Origin of the sequence: Alistipes sp. CHKCI003, assembly GCF_900021155.1 — a bacterium.
Classification (GTDB): domain Bacteria; phylum Bacteroidota; class Bacteroidia; order Bacteroidales; family Rikenellaceae; genus Alistipes; species Alistipes excrementavium.
Map to the genome: position 1 here is coordinate 133,663 of NZ_FCNT01000012.1, position 20,085 is coordinate 153,747.

A 20,085-nucleotide genomic window follows, 5' to 3' on the forward strand; every position below is an offset into this window, starting at 1 on the left:
CTATGAAGAAAAAAACAATGATCGTCCTGTTGGACGCCTTCGCCGATTGGGAAGCCGCATTCCTCGCGCCGGCGCTGCGGGAGGGGCTCATGCCCGGCTGCGAAGGCCGGTTCGAAACTCTCTACGCCGCGCCGCAGGGACGCACCGTCCGCTCGCTGGGCGGCCTCTCCGTCGTGCCCGACTGCGACCTTGCGGCGCTGCCCGACGATTGTGCGGGTCTGATTCTCACGGGCGGCATGAGCTGGCGAAGCCCCGAAGCGGAGCAGGTCGCACCGCTGGTCGCCCGGGCGCTCGAACGGGGTCTGCCCGTCGGAGCGATCTGCAACGCGACGCTCTTTCTGGCAGCGCACGGGTTCCTCAACACCGTGCGCCACACGGGCAACACGGTCCGACTGATGAAAGAGTGGGGCGGCGAACGCTATACGGGCGAGTCGCGCTACGAAGAGCGGCAGGCCGTGAGCGACGGCGGAATCGTAACGGCCAACGGCACGGGTTATCTCGAATTCACGCGGGCCTATCTGCTCGCGCTCGGTGCCGATACGCCCGAGGCCATCGAAACCTCCTACCGGTTCAACAAACAGGGATTCTACCCAAACTGATGGACGCACTCGAACGCTACATCCACGACTTCTCGGCACCCGAGGAGGAGCTGCTGCGCGAATTGGACCGCGAAACGCATCTGCGGGTCGTGGCTCCGCGGATGCTCTCGGGGCATATTCAGGGCAAACTGCTCGAGCTGCTCGTGCGGATGCTCCGCCCGCGGCGCATCCTCGAAATCGGCACCTTCACGGGGTATTCGGCCCTCTGCATGGCGGCCGGGCTGGACGCGGAAGGCGAGCTGCACACCACCGAGGTGGACGACGAACTGGAACCGTTGGCGCAGTCGTTCTTCGACCGCAGCCCCCACGGGAGCAAAATCCGCCTGCACATCGGTTCGGCACTCGCCATAGCGCCCGCTCTGGGCGGCGTATTCGACCTCGTGTTCATCGACGGCGACAAGCGCGAATACCCCGACTACTACCGGATGCTCATGGGCGACGACGGGCGACGGCCGCTCGTAAGAAGCGGTTCGGTGCTGATCGCCGACAACATCCTCTGGTCGGGCAAAGTCGTCGAGCCGGTCGCCCGCAGCGACCGCCACACGCAGGCATTGCTGGAGTTCAACCGCATGGCAGCGGCGGATCCGCGGGTCGAGAACGTGATCCTACCCCTGCGCGACGGACTGAACCTCATCCGGGTGAAATAGCAGTGCGACGGAAGCCGGAACGACCGCATCCTCCAAACGCCGATTGCGGCCCCGGACGGAACCGCAATCGAATCTCCGGCACGCATGCCGGAGCGCCCGGCGCAATCCCATAGCGATCGCGCAATCGACGCCGGCCCCGGACCGGCAGGCAAACGATCGGGCGAAAGGGCGGATTCGCCGAAACCCGCTTCGAAATTCCCTTTGTGAAGGGTGCAGGAATATGAAGCGGGAACGCCGTTTTTCGTCGGGCGCCTCCTGCCACTCGCCCCAATGCGATCGTTCCCGCCCGAAGGACACGGGCAGGAGCGAGGAAATACGGATTCGTAAACGCAGATTCCGGCGGCAAAGACCGGAAGTTTCCGCACCGGATGCAGAGGGCGATATTCGGGGAAGAGGGGGGGGGAGGAAAAATTCGGAATGACCGAAAACAAAAAAATCGCACAATGGAGATCAAAGAATTGCAGGAGCGTGTAGACGCATGGATCAAGGAATACGGTGTCCGCTATTTCAGCGAACTGACGAACATGGCCGTCCTGACGGAAGAGGTAGGCGAGCTGGCCCGCGTCGTGGCCCGCAAATACGGCGACCAGTCGTTCAAGGCGGGCGAGGCGTGCAACCTCGCGGACGAAATGGCCGACGTGCTGTGGGTGCTGGTCTGCCTTGCCAATCAGACGGGCGTGGACCTCACCGCGGCTCTCGAAGCCAACTTCGCCAAGAAAACCTCGCGCGACAAGGAGCGGCACCGCAGCAATCCGAAACTGTAATCTCCAAGACCCTGCAAATACAAAAAAGGATCCGCAAATTCAGCACGGATCCTTTTTGTCTCTCTTGATAGAGATCTATTCTGTCTTGAACGTAATACCATCCTTAGGCGGATCGATAAACTCGAATCGCAACGTACGCGCTAATCCCTCACTCAACGAATACGGTGCCGCGAACCCAGACTCCCAAGCTTTCTTTGCATCGAACTGTGTCGTCGCACAGAATTTCTTTACCCGCACGCTGCTGATAGTCATTTTTCGATTTGTAACCCAAGCCAAAAGATCGAAACAGCGACCGCCCAACATCCCCAACCAATATGGAAGGTGGATTGTGGGGATATGTTTATCCAAAACCTCACCAACATGTTTCACCAGCATGTTCATCGTAAAATCAGGCTGATCCACATAGTTGTAGACATTGTATCCAATACGTCGCGTCTCAATCAGGAAACGAATGAACGAAACGATATTACCCACATATGCCATCGATTTTTTGTTCTGTCCAGAACCAACCATCAAAAACTTGCCTGAAGAAATTTGTTGCAATAGATTGAAAACATTTCCACGATTTCTCTCGCCGAAAATTACCGTAGGCCGAAGTATATTGATATTCCAGTCCGGATGTTTTTCATACCACGCCTGAAGGACCTGCTCGGCCTCCCATTTACTTTTACCGTAATGGTTGAACGGATCTACCGGATGATCCTCCGACGGATTTTGCTTATTCAGACCATAAACAGCGACTGACGAAGTAAAGACAATACGATGAACCCCTTCCGCTTCCATGGCATTGAGTACCGTGCGCATGCCGTTCACATTAACCTCATAATAGAGCGATGCAGGAGACACATCGTCACGATGTTCTGCCGCAAGCAATACGACAACATCGGCGCCTGATACGGCTCGACGCATCGCTTCTGGATCACGCACATCACCCAATTCGGTAATTTTCGGAAAAAATTCACTTTGACGTTTGTCAATATTGCGCAACGTGTAATCCTCCTCGTGTTCCGACAGAAGCCCCAACAAACGGGTTCCCACAAATCCGGAGCCACCCAATAATGTTATATTCATATCCTCTTTCTATTTAAACCCCTTCATAAATTCTCATATAAATAAAGCCTTCAAAAGAACTCTTTTATCATCTGCACATTGTTCATCATTATTTACTCAATGATCGAAACGTTTCAAAACCGCTTTGTTCGCCCTACGTCGTTCGCGGTCGAAAAACCAACCCCATTTATTGAAATAAAGTACGATATTGCGAATATGGACGTAAAGCATTCGCCTGTTTTTGTAAGATGCGCCCTCATGAGCATGAACGATTGATACGGCCGGATAGTAAACCGTCCGGCTCATTGCATGCATCCGACGCGACAAATCGATGTCTTCAGCATACATGAAGAACTGTTCATCGAAAAGCCCTGTTTTACATAAGACCTCCGTCCGTAAAAACATGAAACATCCCGAAAGGTAAGGTACATCTACCTCTGTATCATAGTCTAAAAACCGCATTTCGAAGCGTTTTTGGCTTTTCGGAAACCAACTTTTAGGAAAAAAACGCCGTAATATCAAATCTGCAGGTGTTGGCAACAGCTTACAAAGATATTGCAATCGACCGTCGGGATAAATCACTTTGGGCATCACCCATCCGACATCCTCGTGAGCTTCCATATAGTGGATCAATTCATTGATCGTTTCAGGCTCGAAACTGATATCTGGATTCAGCACGGCGTGGTACTTAGCCCCGAGTGCCATCGCCTCGCGAATAGCGATATTATGCGCAATATAACCGGTATTGAGATTATGAATGTACCGGATTTTGGGCGATCGATGTTCCAGAATACGCAATGAATCGTTACATGAGTTATCGACAATATAAATCCATTCAAACGGACTGCGCAATGCACAATTTAACACAGTCTCGATCTCCGGCAGAGGATTATGATAGATAACCAATGATGCAGTTAGCATAATATAAATGAACTATAAAAAAAGGTTTCTATATTTTTTCCAAATAAATCTTCCGAGACTCTTTCAACATCCGGAAGTCTTGGCAAGCAGATTCTCATACAAGTTGAAATACCTGTCAGCCATGCAACTTCCGGCAAATTTCTCGCATGCGGTCGCATACGCATGCTCGCTTTGCTTCTCCATGCGGGCAATGCAACGATCCACAGCAGACGAAAGACTGTCGATATTTTCCAACTCGAAAAAGGCGACGTCTTTTTCGTCGAATAATTCATGAAAGACGGGAATATCCGAACAAACAACCGGCGTGCGGGTGAAAGCCGCTTCGACATGAGCGAGTCCGAATCCCTCGGAACGACTCGGCATAGCATATATATCTATATACTCCAAATAATTATACGGTGCACGCAGATAGGGTAGGAATAATATTCGATCCTGTACGGATAATCTCTTTGCAAGACGCTTCAGACGGACCGTCTCATCGCCTTCGCCGATGATTACGAGTTTCAGTTCCGGGCGTACCGCCAATAACCGGATCAACTGATCCAATCCCTTACGGCGCGTAATGGCGGCATAGCTTCCGATGACATATCCACCCGTCTCTTTCATTGTCTGAATCCGCTCATTTATTACGGGTTCTGCCTTCTCGGGCTCATAGCGGATGTCCACCCCATTATAAATCACCGGAGTGATATTCGGCAATCTGCGACGGTAAAGCCGGTACAACTCCTCGGAAATCGGTACCGCTGCATCGAAACTGCGCATACAAGGAAGCCAAATCTGCATCAACGCCCAACCTACGACCGCTCCATGACTGTACTTTATATTCGCATAGATATTCTGATGAATCGTTGTAACGGTCTTGACACCAGCTTCCCGAATCTCCCTGCGCCACTTATGCACATACTTATCTGGACGATACATGTGTGAATGAATCACATCATACGCACGAAAATCGATCGGCTGGTCCATTCGAATCCGGTGAGTTGGGCATGGAAAATTCATCCCTTCGGATTCATCGAAGTAATATACATCCGCCCGTTCCAAACGAGACACGAGATGGGTCAAAAGAGTGTGGGCAACAATGATCGGCCCCTTGTTCACGAGAGAAGGGAGAATCAATGCGAGTTTCATACGAAGTTATTTTAGCAGCCTTTTCAGGATCGGCAGCAGATGCATACGGAACAATATCGGCTTTACAAGGAAAAGTACATGTCGGAACAGAGACGACGGCACATATTTCTTCATCAGCATCGGAACACTCAACCGATCCATATCCGCGAAAAAGGAGGATCTCGCCGGATGAGAAGGTATGGAGGCAACAGCCATATCACCGTCCGTAGCAACGGCAGCCAATGCATCCACTAAACAATAACGCAATTCGGGCATCAGTTTTTCGAACAGATCGCGCCCTTTGGAGGTGTGGATCAAAACGAACGTCGTCCCTTTGTCGTCGTCCATTTTCCTGTTCCAATTTCCGATATGCCAGCAATCGAATAGGGTGAAATCCGAAACACGTCCAGCGGTCTTGAAAGGGCAGGCATAACAAGAAGGACGAGTTGATAGATTCCGGAAAAAAGTATCTTTGAAGAATTGCAATTCCCGTCCGTTAGAAATCGTCCGCCCACTTGTAAAACGCAGTGCCATAGTCGATCCGGCATACCCATAACTTTTATCTCGGAAGTAAATCCCCTTCAAAGGTCCGTACTTATCCTGTTGGTAGTTGAGATATTTTCGGAAGAGTTTGGGAGAAGGTACGCCGTGACAGACAACATCGACTGCGATCAAATTATCGTACGGTTTTCCCAGATATTGCATCAAACCTTCGATTTGACAGGGAGTACCGCTGAAGCACACGTACATACCAGCTAACAAAGCTTTTTTCACCTCAGCATAGGTGGTACCGATCCTGCTCTGCACGTATTTCGATCCTCGAAACCGCGACAACTCATCGGAAGCGGAGACCGATATATGCACGACCTCAAATTTCGGATCGAAAGCCGCACCGAAAACGAGGCCCCCTTGCCGGAGCACCTCCTGCGCAATCGCTGTAAAGGCACCACCCGAACTGCTTTCGCGACGCACGCATTCGTCTTTATTTTGTACCGCATAAGCTACGATAGGTCGCCCGACACACCGTTCGACCAAAACTGGACATCGTTTTACACATAGCCCGCATTCTACACAAATCGACTCATCCACAGTGGGATACAGAAAACCCTCCCGGTCCGGCAACATGGTAATAGCCTGCACGGGGCAAACATTCGCGCACGCCTCACAACCGGTACAACGTTTTTTATCGGTAATACGGATCATGACCTATTATGAATAAGTGTCGCCAATTTGTGCAGATAATCGACCGACTGGGAACGGAATAGGGACAAATTGCGGTTCACGGAGTCGTAATCGATCGTAAGTTCGTCCAAATGCTTCATATCGACTTCAACATCGATTCTCCGTTCGGGAATTCCCAAAACCTGCAACAGAGAACTGATTCGGGAATTCATCGACCCTTTCCCTTCCTGCCGAAAACGGTTGAACGTAAAAAACGATTTTTCATACACCACGGAGAAAACCGTACCGTGAAACGAGTCGGTAAGTACATAAGTCGCATTCGCGATAAGATTGACGAACTCGGCTGGTCCTACGTCGAATAATTGCACATCTCCGAAATCAGCGTCCGCCGTTACATATTCGTCTATGTGGGGAAGGGAGGCGATCCGCAGGCCTGTCTTACGACCGAATTCCTTCGCATAAGCGCGTATATCGGGACGCGGACCGATGAAATAACAGAAAATGTAATCCCCCTCTATCAAGGGCTTCTCCCCTTTGATTCCGTCCCAGAAAGTGCGGTCTACGAGCATCGTCGGATCGCAAACGACCGGAACATCGCGTCCTGCAATCTCACGGATCAGGCTTTGCCCAGAGTGCTCGCGTGTCGAAACTTCGTCGAAGCGCTGCAAATAACGCCGATATGTCGCAGTCAACGATGCAGGAATGCGATCAACGCCGAAACTGGTCGCATACGAAAGTTTGAGCCGATGATCCGGAACGAAGTTCAATGTGAAAAAATCCGTTCCCACATTTACGGGATTCCATAACTGATCGCTACCGACGATGAAAACATCGTAGCGATCTGGACACAGTAATAATTGTGCTCGGTCGGCAATCGGAGCTGCAATATGCAAGTAGTCTTTTCGGAATCTCTCGAACTGCCGGGCACGACATTGAAAGCGCCTTTGTAATTCGGGCCGGAACAATTTACAACTCACCTCCCGATATACCGATTTGGTTTTCATCCGCAGCAAGGGCAAATTAAATAACCTGAGTATTTGCTTCAGAAAAGGCCGACCGGTATATACGATGATTTCTGCGTCGATCCCGAGCATAGCCAGATAATGCTGGAATGCGCAGGACTGCAGCAAACTACCATAATTATCATTGCAGGCGGATAGTAAAGCGATCTGTTTCATGTATCAATAGAATAACTGGAAATCGAAATTGTAGGGCACACTCCAATGCATTTTTAACGTTACAGTCAGAAACAAGAGTACGATCAACGGCGTTAGAAGCATCCTTGTCCGCGGCGCAAGAACATCGGTGAGCATCGGGATCAGAATGAAAAGAAACACTACAAGATAAAACATTCCACGCATGAATACCTGAATATCAATGAATACAAAATACCACATCAAGGCCATTAAAACTGCATTGATGTACAGATAACCGGTTGCATAACGTTTTGTCAAATAAGGAGCCACAGCAAGAATGCCGCACCCGACAAAAAAATAAAAAAGTTTTAAAAAACCGGAATAATCTTCCAATATAATACGATCCGCATAAAATCCGTAAGTTGGAATAAACGGAATGACATAATTCAAAAAAACGGTTAATAACTGCCGTCCGAAAAAAAATAAGGTACAAAATACTATCCATAATAGCCAGATGGGATAGCGGATTCGCATAAGCAAAAGAAAGGGCAACATAAGTAGAGCACTCAAATGAAAACATGCCGCAAGAACAATGAAGAGAAGATATTTCCATACCTTATTTTCTGTAACGTAATGGAATGTAGCGAAGAGAATACCGATTGCCACATATTGCCGGACCATATTAAATGTTTCAACATATCCGAACGACATGACCACGTATAGCAACAACGACAAATATGGATTTACGGACATACGTTTGATTCCGTAATACATTAATAAATTAATCGCCGCAGAGGTCAGAATGAACCACATACGAGAGGCAAAACCCATATCGCGAAGCCACTCGGAAAAAAAAATCCAAAACGGTTCGAACGCAAGGGCTCTAATATCCGAAGGAGAATCGTAAACCTCTCTGTAAACAGGGTAGTCAACCCCAACGTCATATCGCAAGCCGGATACAGCCGTAAGCACCAACAGTATCACCAGTGGGAACAATTCCGTTTTTCCTGCGGCTTTACGCACAGCCGACAAAAAAAGGATCGTAAACAACAAGCATACGATTATGAAACCCACAGTCATAAAAACCAGCGTTTTTTGGTAAAGTTTACAAGAGTGAGAATAAACACCGCAAGCGGCATCATGCAATGATTAGCGGCCCAAAGTGCGATTCTGTAATACAGGCGAACGGTATCCTGCCGAAGAATATATTTTGTCGTATCGGGGTAAAATCGTTGTAATTCACGTCGTTTTAAACCACGAGTATGCAGTAGAAAAGCTCTTTTAACATTTAGTTTGAGTAAAACAAGTTCCTCATTGACAATTTCAAGAGCTTTCTGCTCTTCAAAAAAACGTTCAAGCACACTCACCACTTTCTGAAGGTTTGCGATGATTCGGTCCGAATAGTTAACAGCCGCTGTATACGATCCCGCATTTTCCTGGTTGTAGTGGTAACAAGCTTTGGATAGATGAACGACTTTTTTGGCAAAAAAAGCACACCTCACACTTAAAATCACATCTTCCCACATATTTACGTTCGGTTCCGGCAAAAGCTTATTATCCTTAAATATTACACTCTTAATCAATTTGTTACAAACCGAGCAATGTAGCTTTCCACTCAACAGCTGTTTAGTAACATCCAATCCGGTTCCCTCCCCCCGTTGCGACACATAAGACTCTCTGTTCTCATAATTTACATAGTAATCGGCTACGACCATATCCGCACCCGTTCTCCGTGCCAGTTCATACATGGCTTCATACGCATCGGGCTCGACCCAATCATCGCTATCGCAACCAATCACGAACTCGCCGGTAACGGCACGATAGGCTGTCGTTCGTGCTCCTGAAATACCTTGGTTTTTGGTATGGCGAATCAATCGAACTTGGGATTTTCTGTGCGGATATTCATCCAAGACCCGTAATAAAATATCCACGCTGTCGTCCGGAGACTTATCGTCGACGAATATATATTCCAAATCTTCCAGAGTCTGTTCGAAAAGCGAACGGGCACAACGTTCGATAAACGGTGCGACATTATAGATCGGAACATAAACCGAAACTTTCGGAGTCGATGACATAATGAATTATTTGAATTAAATACAGGATAATGCTCACCAACTTTATTATCATTTTCGGAAAGTATGACGAGTACCGTTACGAAAGAACTTGCGAATATGATCGTAACATTTTCTCACGCCCCATCCGATGCAAGAACCGAGATAACGAAATCCGTACGATTCGAATCCTTTGCATACGGTCTGTCGTAACTCAGGATCGAAACGACAAAATTGCAGAAGCGTAAGTAAACCATAGAAAGAAACGATCTTATGGTCGAAAATACAGGCAGAAATCATCGGAAAACAGACTTTCATCGCTTCGTAATGACGTATGAAATCCTTAGCCACTTTCTGGGTGGACTGACTGGTCCAACCTCCGGCATTACGTCGGTAAACCCCCATTTTCTCATTCAGACAATATAACTTGCCGCAGGATGCACAAGTCAGGAACAATACATTATCACCGATCTTAAAGTCAGGGTGGTTCGGCAATCGGTCAAGACACGATTTACGGAAAACCACCGAACAGGTCGGTACCGTCCAACGCGAAATGATCTGCTCACCCGTAAAATCTCCGTCCCGCAAATGGGCATAAATATCGGTTTCCGCACGGCATCCCTCTTCCGCGATGACCTTCACATTATGAAAGCACATCGCATATTCCGGATGCGCTTCGAGGAAATCGACCTGTTTCTGCAACTTCAGCGGATCGGTCCAGTAGTCGTCGCCCTCGCACAGTGCGATATACTTACCTTTTACCCGAGGCAACAAAATCTGGCGCAAGGGCGATATACCTTGAGAAAACTGATTTATTTTCTGACATATCGGCTTAACAACTTCTGAATCGTATTTCGCTGCAAACTCTAAAATCACATTTTGCGTATCGTCCTGAGACGCATCGTCATGAATCAATATTTCAAATGGAAAATTCGTTTTCTGGCAGGCAAATCCTTCCAAACATTGTCCGACATACTTCACGTGGTTGTATGTCAGACAACACACACTGACCAAAGGCTCTGTAATCATTATTTCAAACGAAGTTCAGCAAAACGATTGAGGCTCATCTCATACTTATAGTCCTCGAACAGTTTACGACAATCATACTGCGGTTCATACCCGAGCTCATGTTTTGCATTGTCGATATTCATCAGAAAACCTCCGCCACAAACTTTTTCCGGTCGATAGACGATTTGTGAAGGGTGATCCTTAGGTGAGAATACATCAATAATCGTCCGTATCTGCTCTTCAATAGTAACAGGGATTCCGGTTCCCACATTGTAAAAGCCCATCTCCCGATCCACCTCGGCTGCTTTGCATAGCATCTGGCTGAAGTCGTAGACGTGTACCATATCTTTGGCATAATGCGGATCACCCCATATTTCAATCGGACTCCCGTCCATCGCCTTTTCAATCATCTGATAAACAGGTCGTTTCGTCTTAACGCCATTGGGATAATAATATGGATAAGGACTATAAGAGTAGATCGTAGGTAATCTGAAGATGAATTTTTTCAACCCGTATTCCTGTCGATAATGCTCCATCAATTCCAACATTGTATTCTTTGCAATCACATAAACGGCGTGATCTCCGACATAGCTGAAGTTAGGCTTGGCATCCGCCTTCAACACGATGTCGTGAGGATAAGAGGAGACATCGAAAACTGTTTGGGTATAAATAATCCGATCGACATGATATTTACGACAAAATTCCAAAACATTATATCCTCCGACCACAATGGAATCGATATATTTTTTAGGTTGATAGGTATCCATATACGACGGGATCTGAGCAGAAAGGAGCATCACCGCATGAATATTATCCGTTGGCAGTTTATCAAAATCAGCCTCGCAGGTCAAATCCACAGCATGATATTCCACACCCATTTTATCGAAAAAATCGGTTTTGCGTCGTCCCGATGCAATGATGTCGTATTTGCTGCGGGGAAAATAGTCCAATGCATACTTCAATAAATAGGAACCCACATTTCCTGTTGCACCGAAAATTATAATTTTCTTTTTCATCATATTATTTTTTTATACATTCGATAATAGTTTGCATATCTGTTTCATCATATCGTTGGTCTACAGGCAACGGACAAAGATCGCACGCAAGCTCATGCTCAAATGCCAACTCTCCGTTCAGCCAATCCGTTACATTTCTCCAAAAGCGAGGAACATAGATCCGCTGCCCGATCAATCGTTGCCTCAGTTCCGGTCTCCTACTGAGAAAAGGGTAACACATCGGAACATCCCGCGTATCATCCATATCGATCTTCAATTCGTTGGTCGCTTGTAACGCTTCATGAAGACAACGATAATTCGAACGCCTACTCTTTGCAATTCGATTATAGTCCAACGATCGCAAAATACGATCGCTTAATAGAGACATCCGGTGAATATCCAAATTTGAAAATTCAGCCTCGCATGCTGTGAATTCACTATAATGCTGTTCTGCAGAGTGTGTCAATCGTCCTGTCAAATATGAAATATGAGATTGCGGATCAAACAGGGGATAATCCGTCATCGGAATTGGAAAACAGTTCGTATAGAGATAAGCTCCGTCGGGTACACCGAGAAACTTTCGTGCAGAATAGAATGTGTCTGCCCCATCAATCGGCTTTGCAAAGAAAGCCTGAGAGTTATCGACAATCAAATTTCGGAAACGACGAGCAAGTAACTCCGCCGTTTTTTGTTTCAATCCCCAATAATTCGTATAAAGAAAAACCTCATCTTCCTCAATCGCTCTATCGAAAACAGGCTCAAAGTTTTTATCTATATGATAAAATTCATAAGAAATACCCAATTTCAAAATTGGCTCAAGAATAGCGTCGCAAGTATAAAAAGGAACATATATCTTATTATAACACTTTGCACGCAGCACATATTCTAAACATTGACGTGCCGTACTCAGTTTCAATGCCGTTTCATGATATTGAACCCCTTCACGGAATTCGAGCTCAAAATAGCCACCGATCGACTTCATAACAACGCATAAGCATTCAACAAATCGTTCGTCTCCCGCACCGAGTTGTTCATCAGCACGTCGAGTATCGACAAGGCGGGTACGAACTCATGCGTCTTGAGCTGCGGATAGGGCAGCAGACAGCTCGACAGAAATTTCAGTTCGATACCGTTCGCCGCAAAAGTCTCCGCATCGTAGAGTTCGCGGCCGCCGACGGCGTTGTAATAGGTATCGGCCCGAAGCAACCGGCAGATGTGGATCACCTTGTCCTGCCCGCACAGCGAATTGTCCTTTTCCAGCTCCGAGGAGACGACGAACTGCGTGTCGAATCCGAGATAGGAGGCGAGCTCGTGAAAACTGTTGGCAATGAACCGCGCAAGATTCCTGTCCCCGAATCCGGCGATCCGCTCCAACACGGGCATGAACGCCCCGAAACAAGGGGCTTTGGAATAGTTCATGCGCACGGTCCGCAGAAACTTCGAGAAGTCGTCCTTGATCCGTATCTCGTTGATTTTCTTGTTGGGGCTGGCGCCTTCCAAAGCGATCGTAAAAAGCTGTTTTCGACCGTTGACAAGCAAATTGTTGCGGTTGATCCATCCTCCCTTGATGTAATTCACATCGTCGTAAATCACATACCGATCCACCGCTTTCATCAACTGAAAGTAACCGATATACGGCAGGAAGTAGGGTTGCATGATACCGAGGATCATCTCTTCAGCGGATTAAGTTCAACACACGCTCCACATCCCGCTCGCTCAACTCGTGATGCAGCGGCAGGCAGATCACCTCGTCGGCCATCTTCGTGGCGACGGGCAGATTCGAAGCCGCGGCCGACGGCAGACTCCGGTAGGTCGAAAAGGTGCTGATGAGCGGATAGAAATAGCGCCGTCCGAGCACGCCCGCCTCCTTCATCCGAAAATAGAGCTCGTCGCGCGTCGTGCCGTACCTCTCCGCATCGACGAAGATCGGGAAATAGGAGTAGTTGTGGCGCACGCGGGGCACGTCGTCGAAAAACGTGATGCCGGGCACGCCGCGCAACGCGCTGCGATAGCGGACGGCGACTTTGCGGCGGGCTTCGATGGCTTCGTCGACGTAGCGGAGGTTGAGCAGTCCGTAGGCGGCCCGCACTTCGTCCATCTTCGAATTGATCCCGGGCGCCACGACCTCGGTCTCGCCGGCGAATCCGAAGTTCTTGAGGTAGTCGATCCGCTGTTTGGTCCGGGCGTCGTGGCAGACGAGCGCCCCGCCTTCGACCGTATTGTAGGTCTTGGTCGCATGGAAACTCAGCGTACTGATGTCGCCGGCCTTCAGCACGGACTCGCCGCCGACCCGTACGCCGAACGCATGAGCCGCATCGTAGATCACCTTCAGTCCGTATTTGTCGGCAATCTGCCGGATACGCTCCGTGTCGCACGGGTTGCCGTAGACATGCACCGGCAAGATGGCCGTCGTCTGCGGCGTGATGGCCGCCTCGATCCGGTCGGGATCGAGGTTGCCCGTCCGCGGATCGACGTCGACGAATACGGGGCGGATGCCGTTCCACCACAGCGAATGGGTCGTGGCGACGAAACTGTAAGGCGTCGTAATCACTTCGCCCGTGATGCGCAGCGCTTGCAAGGCCGTAATCAGAGGCAGCGTCCCGTTGGTGAAAAGACTGATATGCTCCACGCCCAGATAGGTGCAGAGCGCCCTCTCCAGCTCCCGATGGTAGTGCCCGTTGTTGGTGATCCATTTACGGTCCCAGATGTCGCGCAACAGGGAGTCGAATTCCTCGATCGGCGGCAGCAGGGGAGAAGTTACCGTAATCGGTTTCGAATTGTCCATATGTGATAATTGTTAAAACAAGGCTTCGCGGGTCCAATGCACCTCGCTCCGAACGACCCGTGCGGGAGCTCCCGCAGCCAGCGCATGCGGAGGCACGTCCTTCGTAATCACGGATTGATAGCCGATGACCGCGCCGTCGCCGACCTCCACCCCCTTCATCACGGTCGCTTTCGCACAAATCCACACATGATTGCCGATGTGCACGGAAGCCGCCGGATTCAAGCGACGGTTTTCCCGGTCGAACATCGGATGGGAATCGCTCGTCCGGATGGTGATATTGTTCGAAAGCATGCAATCTTCGCCGATCACGACTTCCGTATCATGCTCTTGAACGCACAGGTGTGCGGATACCACACTGGTTCCCGCACCGATCTCGATCCTGCCGTTCTCTCCTTCGAGCCAAAAGCTCCCGCCCGCACAACTGCTCCCTTCGCCGAGGCGGATCGTATGATTGTTCCCACGGATGTAAAACAGGGTATTGCTGATCTGCGCGCCGCTTCCGACGAAGATCGTATTGCCGTTGCCTGCAATATCCTTTTTCACGCGGTAAAAAATTCCCCCCCCCTCGAAAATAATACGGTTGTCCTTGCCGCGTACCGGACAAAGCGCAAAATACATTCGGCGCAGCGACTGCACGGCGCTGAACAGAAAATTCGATTTTCGGGCGATCGCACCGATTTTCTTTTTAAGATTCATAGAAAAAAAGATTGGTTCCGGTCCGGCTGCCGGATTCTTATTTGCGGCGGAACAGCAGCCACAGCTCCTTCAGGTCGTCCGACCCGGTCAGAAATGCCGTCAGGCCGTAAACGAAGGCCCCGCCGAGCGTCCCGGCGAACAGTTTCGCCGCGTCCGAATCGAAGCACCGCGCGATGCCGCAGACGGCCGCGCCCATGACGGCCACCTGACCGAGCGTCGGCAGCAGATCGCGCATCTGCCTGAGAAACCCCATGCCGATCAGCTTTCCGGTGTAGTACGTGTTGATGAACAAACCCACGTAGGAGGAGACGACCGACCCCCAGCACATCGCTTTCACCCCCAGAGGGATCGTTACGCACAGGATGCAGATTCCGATCGCCTTCTTGATGATTTCGAGGCGCAGGAACAGATCGGAACGTCCCTTGACCTGCAACAGATTGAGGTTGATCGCATGGATCGGATACCACATGCAGCTCAGACACAGGATGCTGAGCAGCCCGGCCGCAGGCAACCACGAATCGTTGAGCAGCACGGCGACCACCGGTTCGGCGAGTACGGACAACCCGATCATCAGCGGAAATACGACGAATGCCGACAGCCGCAGGAATTTGCGATAGATCGTGCGCAGCCGGTCGTCCTCCTGTTGGATCGTACTCAGCACGGGAAAAGTTACGCGCTGCATGATGCCCGTGAGGTTGGCGCTCGGAAACTGTGCGAATTGGTCGGCCCTCGTATAGTAACCGAGCTCCGCAGCGGCGAAGCGTTTGCCGATCACGAGCGTATAGATATTTTTATAAACGGTGTCGATCAGTCCGGAGACCATCAGTTTGGAACCGAATGCGAACAGCTGTCGGAACGAGGCGCCGGAAAAGACCCTCAGCGGACGCCAGCGCACGAACAGCCACAGCAGCACCGTATTGAGACCGACGTTGGAGACATTGTAAAGTACGATGGCCCACACGCCCCAGCCGGCATAGGCGGCGGCGATGCCGGCCGTGCCGGAGACGACCGTCGCAAGTATCGAGGCTTTGGCCTGCGTGCGGAAGTCGATCCGCACACACAGAATGGCCCGCGGCACGACCGCCAGTGAATTGAGAAACAGCGTCAGGGCGACGACCCGCGTAACCTCCGTAAGCTGGGGCTGGCGGTAGAACCATGCGATGGCGGGTGCCGCGGCGAACATCGCCAAGTAAAGCAGAATACCGACCGCAATGTTGAAATAGAAAACCGTGGAGTAGTCCGTCTGCGTGCGGTCGGTCTTCCGGATGAGCGCCGACGAGAAACCGCTGTCCACGAGCGACTGCGAGATCGCCAGAAAAATCGCCAGCATACCAACCATGCCGTAGTCGGTCGGTGTCAGGATGCGTGCCATGACCACGAGGATCAGGAATTGGATTCCCTGCACCGAAAAACGCTCGACTCCGCTCCAGATCGTGCCGCGGACAGTTTGCTGTTTGAGCGACATAGGTATCTACCGGAGGGTCAGATCTTTTCGCAAACGGGATACTGCATGAGTTCACACAGCGTTTCCCGGATTTCGGTCTCCTCGGCGGAGAGGGGGCGCCCCTCCCAACTGCGGAAGACGGACAGCGCCTCTGCGGCCAGCCTTTCGTCGAACACCTCGCCGTAGGCGAAGGTCAGCAGCCGGCACTTGAGCAGCGAAGCCGGCAGCTTCGGCAGCACCCGTTCGATACGGTCGAGCACCGCCTGTTTCCGGCATGTTTCGGCACCGTCGTCGCAGACCGATGCGCAACAGCCCATCAGCAGGGCAAGGCACAACGCACCTTCCGTCTCCGGCGTCGAACCGCGCCGGACGATCAACTCGTCGGACAGTTCGGACACGCGCCGTTGCAGAGCGGTCAGATCGTCGTCGAAATACGCCTGCGAAAAATCCGGGTACAGCAACCGGTGGGCCGCATCGTACAATTCTTTACACTTATCCATAGTTAGCCTCTATTCCTTCCTGACTCTCAAGTAACTGCGCGGAATGCGCACCGTGGCCGACAAAATCTGCGGGATACGGATCCGCACATGGGTACGGTTTCCCTCACCGACCAGCTCGCCCTCCACGCCGCAAAGCTCCCCTTTGACGACCAATACCTTGCAACCCACGGCGAGCGGACACTCGCCGATAGCGACCTGCTGCTGCATCACACGCATCACGAGCATGAAATCCTCCATCTGCTTGTCGGGCACCACGAGCATCGAGCGCGTGTGGAGGTCCCGGACGTAATAGAGCGGTATGCCGTAGTCGTTGGCGGCGGCGCATGCCTCGGCTTTGGCCGCGTGCACGAAGATCAGATTGCGGATCACGGGCACCTCCACCTGCATGCGACGGTTGCGCAATTCACGGATTACCGGGCGGGTCGGGATATAACATTCGATGCCGAATTTCTGCAAGGCGTTGCGTACGGCGAACTCCTGACAGTGTTTGACCCGCGCAGCAAACCAAAAACGCTGCTGCTCAGCGGAAAAAGTTACCGGAAAATTCATCGGGGAGAAGAAGGGAATGCACCGTTCCGGGTGCGCTTCGCGGTTTGGAACCGACATCGCTGCACGGCCAAACCGATCATCTGCAACGGGTTCCGAATCATACGGGAGACCGTTTGCGGGTGCAAATATAATCAAAAAAAGATCATCCGAGCATGCGACACGCTCTTTTTACCGGATTCGAACGACCGGGCGGATGCCTTTCGCGTAAAACGGACCGCGCGGAATCAGGATTCGCACCGCCTCTGGCAGCGAATCGCCGGGCGCGGGATTCGCTCGGCGACGGCGCGTATCCGGGCAGGACCGGGCGGAATCCTACTTCGCCTCCGGAGCGTGCGCCCGGTCATGCGGTTCGCCGCGCCCGACGGTCGACGGCGCCCGCTGCGTCAAGCACCTCCTGTCGGCTGCGGAGACATACCGACCGGACCGCCGGCAACGCGGCCGACGGGCGCATCGGGACATTGCCGTGCAAACGGAACGATCGGCCTCCCGTATGGAGGGAAGGTAGGGGAGCCGACCGCACCCCGCAGGCAGGGCATCGAAGCATAAAATAAAGAAGCTGTCTAACAAGTTTCAGACACCCCTTTCCCATTTCGTACTGCTATTCGGGAACTTTTCCCAATACGCAATTCTCAGAGGGTTAAAAAACTTGTTAGACAGCCTCGCCGACTTACCTCGGAAAGGGAGAGGGGAGGGCGACGAACGGCTTCCGGCCCTTCGGCCCCCCCCGTCGCCGCACACGCTTCTCCTGCGACTTCGGATTACTCCAGCTTCAGCTCTTTTTTGATCGTTTCGATCCGCCCGTCCAGCTCGGCCGACACACGGTCGTAATCGTCCACGGAGGGCAGAGCGGCCTTCACGCCGAAATAGAACTTGATCTTCGGCTCCGTACCCGACGGGCGGACCGACACGATCGTACCGTCTTCGGTGAACCACTGGAGCACGTTGCTCGCATCCTGCTCGATCGGGCTCTTGCACCCCGTCTTCACGTCGAGCGATTCGAGCGACTTGAAATCGTTGATCTTCACCACGGGCGAACCGAGAATCGTCTTGGGGGGCGCGGCGCGGAAATCGACCATCATCCGCTGGATCTGTTCGGCGCCCTCCTTGCCTTTGCGGACCACGGACACGAGCCCTTCGCGGTAGAAACCGTACTTCACGTAAAGGTCCTGCAACCATTCGAAAAGCGTCATGCCCAACGTATCCATCGCCCATGCGGCCGCCTCGGCCGCCAGCGAGCAGGCCGACACGCCGTCCTTGTCGCGCACGTAGTCGCCGGCCAGATAGCCGAAGCTCTCCTCGCCGCCGCCGATGTATTTCATCCGGCCTTCCAACTCGCGGATGATCTTGGCGATGTACTTGAAACCCGTCAGGCATTCGAAGCACTTTACCCCGAAGCGGCCGGCCACGGCATTGGCCATGAGCGACGTAACGATGGTTTTCACGACATACTGCTTCCCGTCCAGACGCCCCAGCTCCGACCAGCGGGTCAACTGATAGCTCAGCAGCAGCACGAGGGTCTGATTGCCGTTCAGGAGCACGTATCCGCCTTTCCTGTCGCGCAGCGCCACGCCGATGCGGTCCGAATCGGGGTCCGTCGCCAGCACCAGATCGGCTTCCACCTTCCGTCCCAGTTCGATCGCCATCGACATCGTCTTGCGCTCCTCGGGATTGGGCGATTCGACCGTGGGGAAGTCGCCGTCGACGACGGCCTGTTCGGGCACGACCGTGATGTTCGTGAAACCGAACTTGCGGAGCGAGGCGGGCACCAGCCGCACGCCGGCGCCGTGGAGCGGCGTATAGACGATCTTCAGGTCGTGGCGGCGTGCGACGCTCTCGGGCGAAAGCGAGAGTTCGTGTATTTTATTAAGGTATCGCTCGTCGAACTCCTCGCCGAGCGGGCGGATGTTCTCCGCATGCTCGCCCGTGCGGATCATGCGGATGTCGGTGATCTTCGCCACCTCCTCGATGATGTTGCGGTCGTGGGGCGCCGTAACCTGTGCGCCGTCGGTCCAATAGGCTTTGTATCCGTTATATTCCTTCGGATTGTGCGAAGCCGTTACGACTACGCCGGACTGGCATTCGAGCTCGCGGATGGCGAAGCTCAGCTCGGGCGTCGGACGCAGCGCGTCGAACAGATAGACCGTGAAACCGTTCGAAGCGAAAATGTCGGCCACGCGCTCGGCGAACATCCGCGAATTGTTGCGGCTGTCGTGCCCCACGGCCACCCGGATCGGCTCCCCGGCGAAACACCTCTTCAGGTAGTTCGCAAGCCCCTGCGTGGCAGCGCCCACCGTATAAACGTTCATCCGATTGCTGCCCGCGCCCATGATGCCCCGCAGACCGCCCGTACCGAATTCGAGATCCTTGTAGAAACTCTCCACGAGTTCATTCATATTATTCTCCATCAGGTATTTAACCTGTTTCTTCGTATCTTCGTCGTAAGGACCGTCGAGCCACGTCTGCGCCTTTCGGAGCACCAATTGTTCCAATTCGTTTTCCATAAGTCTATTAGTTTTATTTATAGATATACAACTCGTTCCGTCAAAAATTTTATACGCAAATATAGCTAAAAAATTCGAATCTTCACTATCAGCGAGTTAAAAAACCGCCCTCGAAAAGCCTTGTTTTTCTATATATAAAAAAACAAG

At 51.6% G+C, this 20,085-nt stretch carries 20 protein-coding genes; 3 read left to right on the top strand and 17 right to left on the bottom strand.

Annotation, left to right across the window (positions count from 1 at the left end; genetic code table 11):
• Positions 1-2: 2 nt before the first annotated feature.
• From BN3659_RS01825 to BN3659_RS01835, 3 genes are all read left to right on the top strand, one after another.
• Positions 3-599: a type 1 glutamine amidotransferase family protein gene (locus tag BN3659_RS01825; RefSeq protein ID WP_091534098.1), complete on the top strand. Its 597-nt coding sequence runs from the start codon at positions 3-5 to the stop codon at positions 597-599.
• Positions 599-1,246, top strand: a complete 648-nt coding sequence (locus tag BN3659_RS01830; protein WP_091534100.1) for an O-methyltransferase — start codon at positions 599-601, stop codon at positions 1,244-1,246. The genes BN3659_RS01825 and BN3659_RS01830 overlap by 1 nt, the downstream gene beginning before the upstream one ends.
• 443 nt (positions 1,247-1,689) lie before the next feature.
• Positions 1,690-2,010 (top strand): nucleotide pyrophosphohydrolase, encoded by a 321-nt coding sequence (locus BN3659_RS01835; protein WP_091534102.1) that lies wholly within the window; start codon positions 1,690-1,692, stop codon positions 2,008-2,010.
• A 75-nt stretch (positions 2,011-2,085) separates the two neighbouring features.
• Here the strand turns inward: BN3659_RS01835 and BN3659_RS01840 are convergent, their stop codons facing one another.
• From BN3659_RS01840 to BN3659_RS01920, 17 genes are all read right to left on the bottom strand, one after another.
• The gene (locus BN3659_RS01840; protein ID WP_091534104.1) at positions 2,086-3,081 is read right to left on the bottom strand and encodes an NAD-dependent epimerase/dehydratase family protein; all 996 of its coding nucleotides are present in this window, start codon (positions 3,079-3,081) and stop codon (positions 2,086-2,088) included.
• Between the two features lie 96 nt (positions 3,082-3,177).
• Positions 3,178-3,966, bottom strand: a complete 789-nt coding sequence (locus tag BN3659_RS01845; protein ID WP_317041643.1) for a glycosyltransferase — start codon at positions 3,964-3,966, stop codon at positions 3,178-3,180.
• Positions 3,967-4,044: 78 nt separating this feature from the next.
• A complete protein-coding gene (locus BN3659_RS01850) occupies positions 4,045-5,112 on the bottom strand; it encodes a glycosyltransferase (RefSeq protein ID WP_091534107.1) in 1,068 nt (355 codons plus the stop codon).
• 6 nt (positions 5,113-5,118) lie between these two features.
• Positions 5,119-6,294, bottom strand: a complete 1,176-nt coding sequence (locus tag BN3659_RS01855; RefSeq protein WP_091534109.1) for a Coenzyme F420 hydrogenase/dehydrogenase, beta subunit C-terminal domain — start codon at positions 6,292-6,294, stop codon at positions 5,119-5,121.
• Complete coding sequence (locus tag BN3659_RS01860; RefSeq protein ID WP_091534110.1) at positions 6,291-7,451, bottom strand: polysaccharide pyruvyl transferase family protein; 1,161 nt, start codon at positions 7,449-7,451, stop codon at positions 6,291-6,293. Before BN3659_RS01860 ends, BN3659_RS01855 begins: the two co-directional genes overlap by 4 nt.
• A gap of 3 nt (positions 7,452-7,454) precedes the next feature.
• The gene (locus BN3659_RS01865) at positions 7,455-8,489 is read right to left on the bottom strand and encodes an EpsG family protein (RefSeq protein ID WP_091534112.1); all 1,035 of its coding nucleotides are present in this window, start codon (positions 8,487-8,489) and stop codon (positions 7,455-7,457) included.
• Positions 8,486-9,484 (bottom strand): glycosyltransferase family 2 protein, encoded by a 999-nt coding sequence (locus BN3659_RS01870; protein ID WP_091534114.1) that lies wholly within the window; start codon positions 9,482-9,484, stop codon positions 8,486-8,488. The genes BN3659_RS01865 and BN3659_RS01870 overlap by 4 nt, the downstream gene beginning before the upstream one ends.
• A 48-nt stretch (positions 9,485-9,532) precedes the next feature.
• Positions 9,533-10,489 carry a glycosyltransferase family 2 protein gene (locus BN3659_RS01875; protein WP_091534115.1) on the bottom strand — a complete coding sequence of 319 codons (957 nt, stop codon included), beginning with the start codon at positions 10,487-10,489 and terminating at the stop codon, positions 9,533-9,535.
• Positions 10,489-11,487: an NAD-dependent epimerase/dehydratase family protein gene (locus tag BN3659_RS01880; protein ID WP_224757825.1), complete on the bottom strand. Its 999-nt coding sequence runs from the start codon at positions 11,485-11,487 to the stop codon at positions 10,489-10,491. The genes BN3659_RS01875 and BN3659_RS01880 overlap by 1 nt, the downstream gene beginning before the upstream one ends.
• A gap of 1 nt (position 11,488) precedes the next feature.
• Complete coding sequence (locus BN3659_RS12720; RefSeq protein ID WP_141682447.1) at positions 11,489-12,445, bottom strand: hypothetical protein; 957 nt, start codon at positions 12,443-12,445, stop codon at positions 11,489-11,491.
• A complete protein-coding gene (locus BN3659_RS01890) occupies positions 12,442-13,134 on the bottom strand; it encodes a WbqC family protein (RefSeq protein ID WP_091534119.1) in 693 nt (230 codons plus the stop codon). Before BN3659_RS01890 ends, BN3659_RS12720 begins: the two co-directional genes overlap by 4 nt.
• Positions 13,135-13,138: 4 nt before the next feature.
• A complete protein-coding gene (locus BN3659_RS01895; protein WP_091534120.1) occupies positions 13,139-14,248 on the bottom strand; it encodes a DegT/DnrJ/EryC1/StrS family aminotransferase in 1,110 nt (369 codons plus the stop codon).
• 12 nt (positions 14,249-14,260) lie between these two features.
• Positions 14,261-14,944: an acyltransferase gene (locus BN3659_RS01900; RefSeq protein ID WP_091534122.1), complete on the bottom strand. Its 684-nt coding sequence runs from the start codon at positions 14,942-14,944 to the stop codon at positions 14,261-14,263.
• Positions 14,945-14,981: 37 nt separating this feature from the next.
• Positions 14,982-16,415 (bottom strand): lipopolysaccharide biosynthesis protein, encoded by a 1,434-nt coding sequence (locus tag BN3659_RS01905; protein ID WP_091534123.1) that lies wholly within the window; start codon positions 16,413-16,415, stop codon positions 14,982-14,984.
• An 11-nt stretch (positions 16,416-16,426) separates the two neighbouring features.
• Positions 16,427-16,888 (bottom strand): UpxZ family transcription anti-terminator antagonist, encoded by a 462-nt coding sequence (locus BN3659_RS01910; protein ID WP_091534125.1) that lies wholly within the window; start codon positions 16,886-16,888, stop codon positions 16,427-16,429.
• Between the two features lie 9 nt (positions 16,889-16,897).
• Complete coding sequence (locus BN3659_RS01915) at positions 16,898-17,437, bottom strand: UpxY family transcription antiterminator (protein WP_091534305.1); 540 nt, start codon at positions 17,435-17,437, stop codon at positions 16,898-16,900.
• A gap of 758 nt (positions 17,438-18,195) precedes the next feature.
• Complete coding sequence (locus BN3659_RS01920; protein WP_091534126.1) at positions 18,196-19,938, bottom strand: phospho-sugar mutase; 1,743 nt, start codon at positions 19,936-19,938, stop codon at positions 18,196-18,198.
• Positions 19,939-20,085 lie beyond the last annotated feature (147 nt).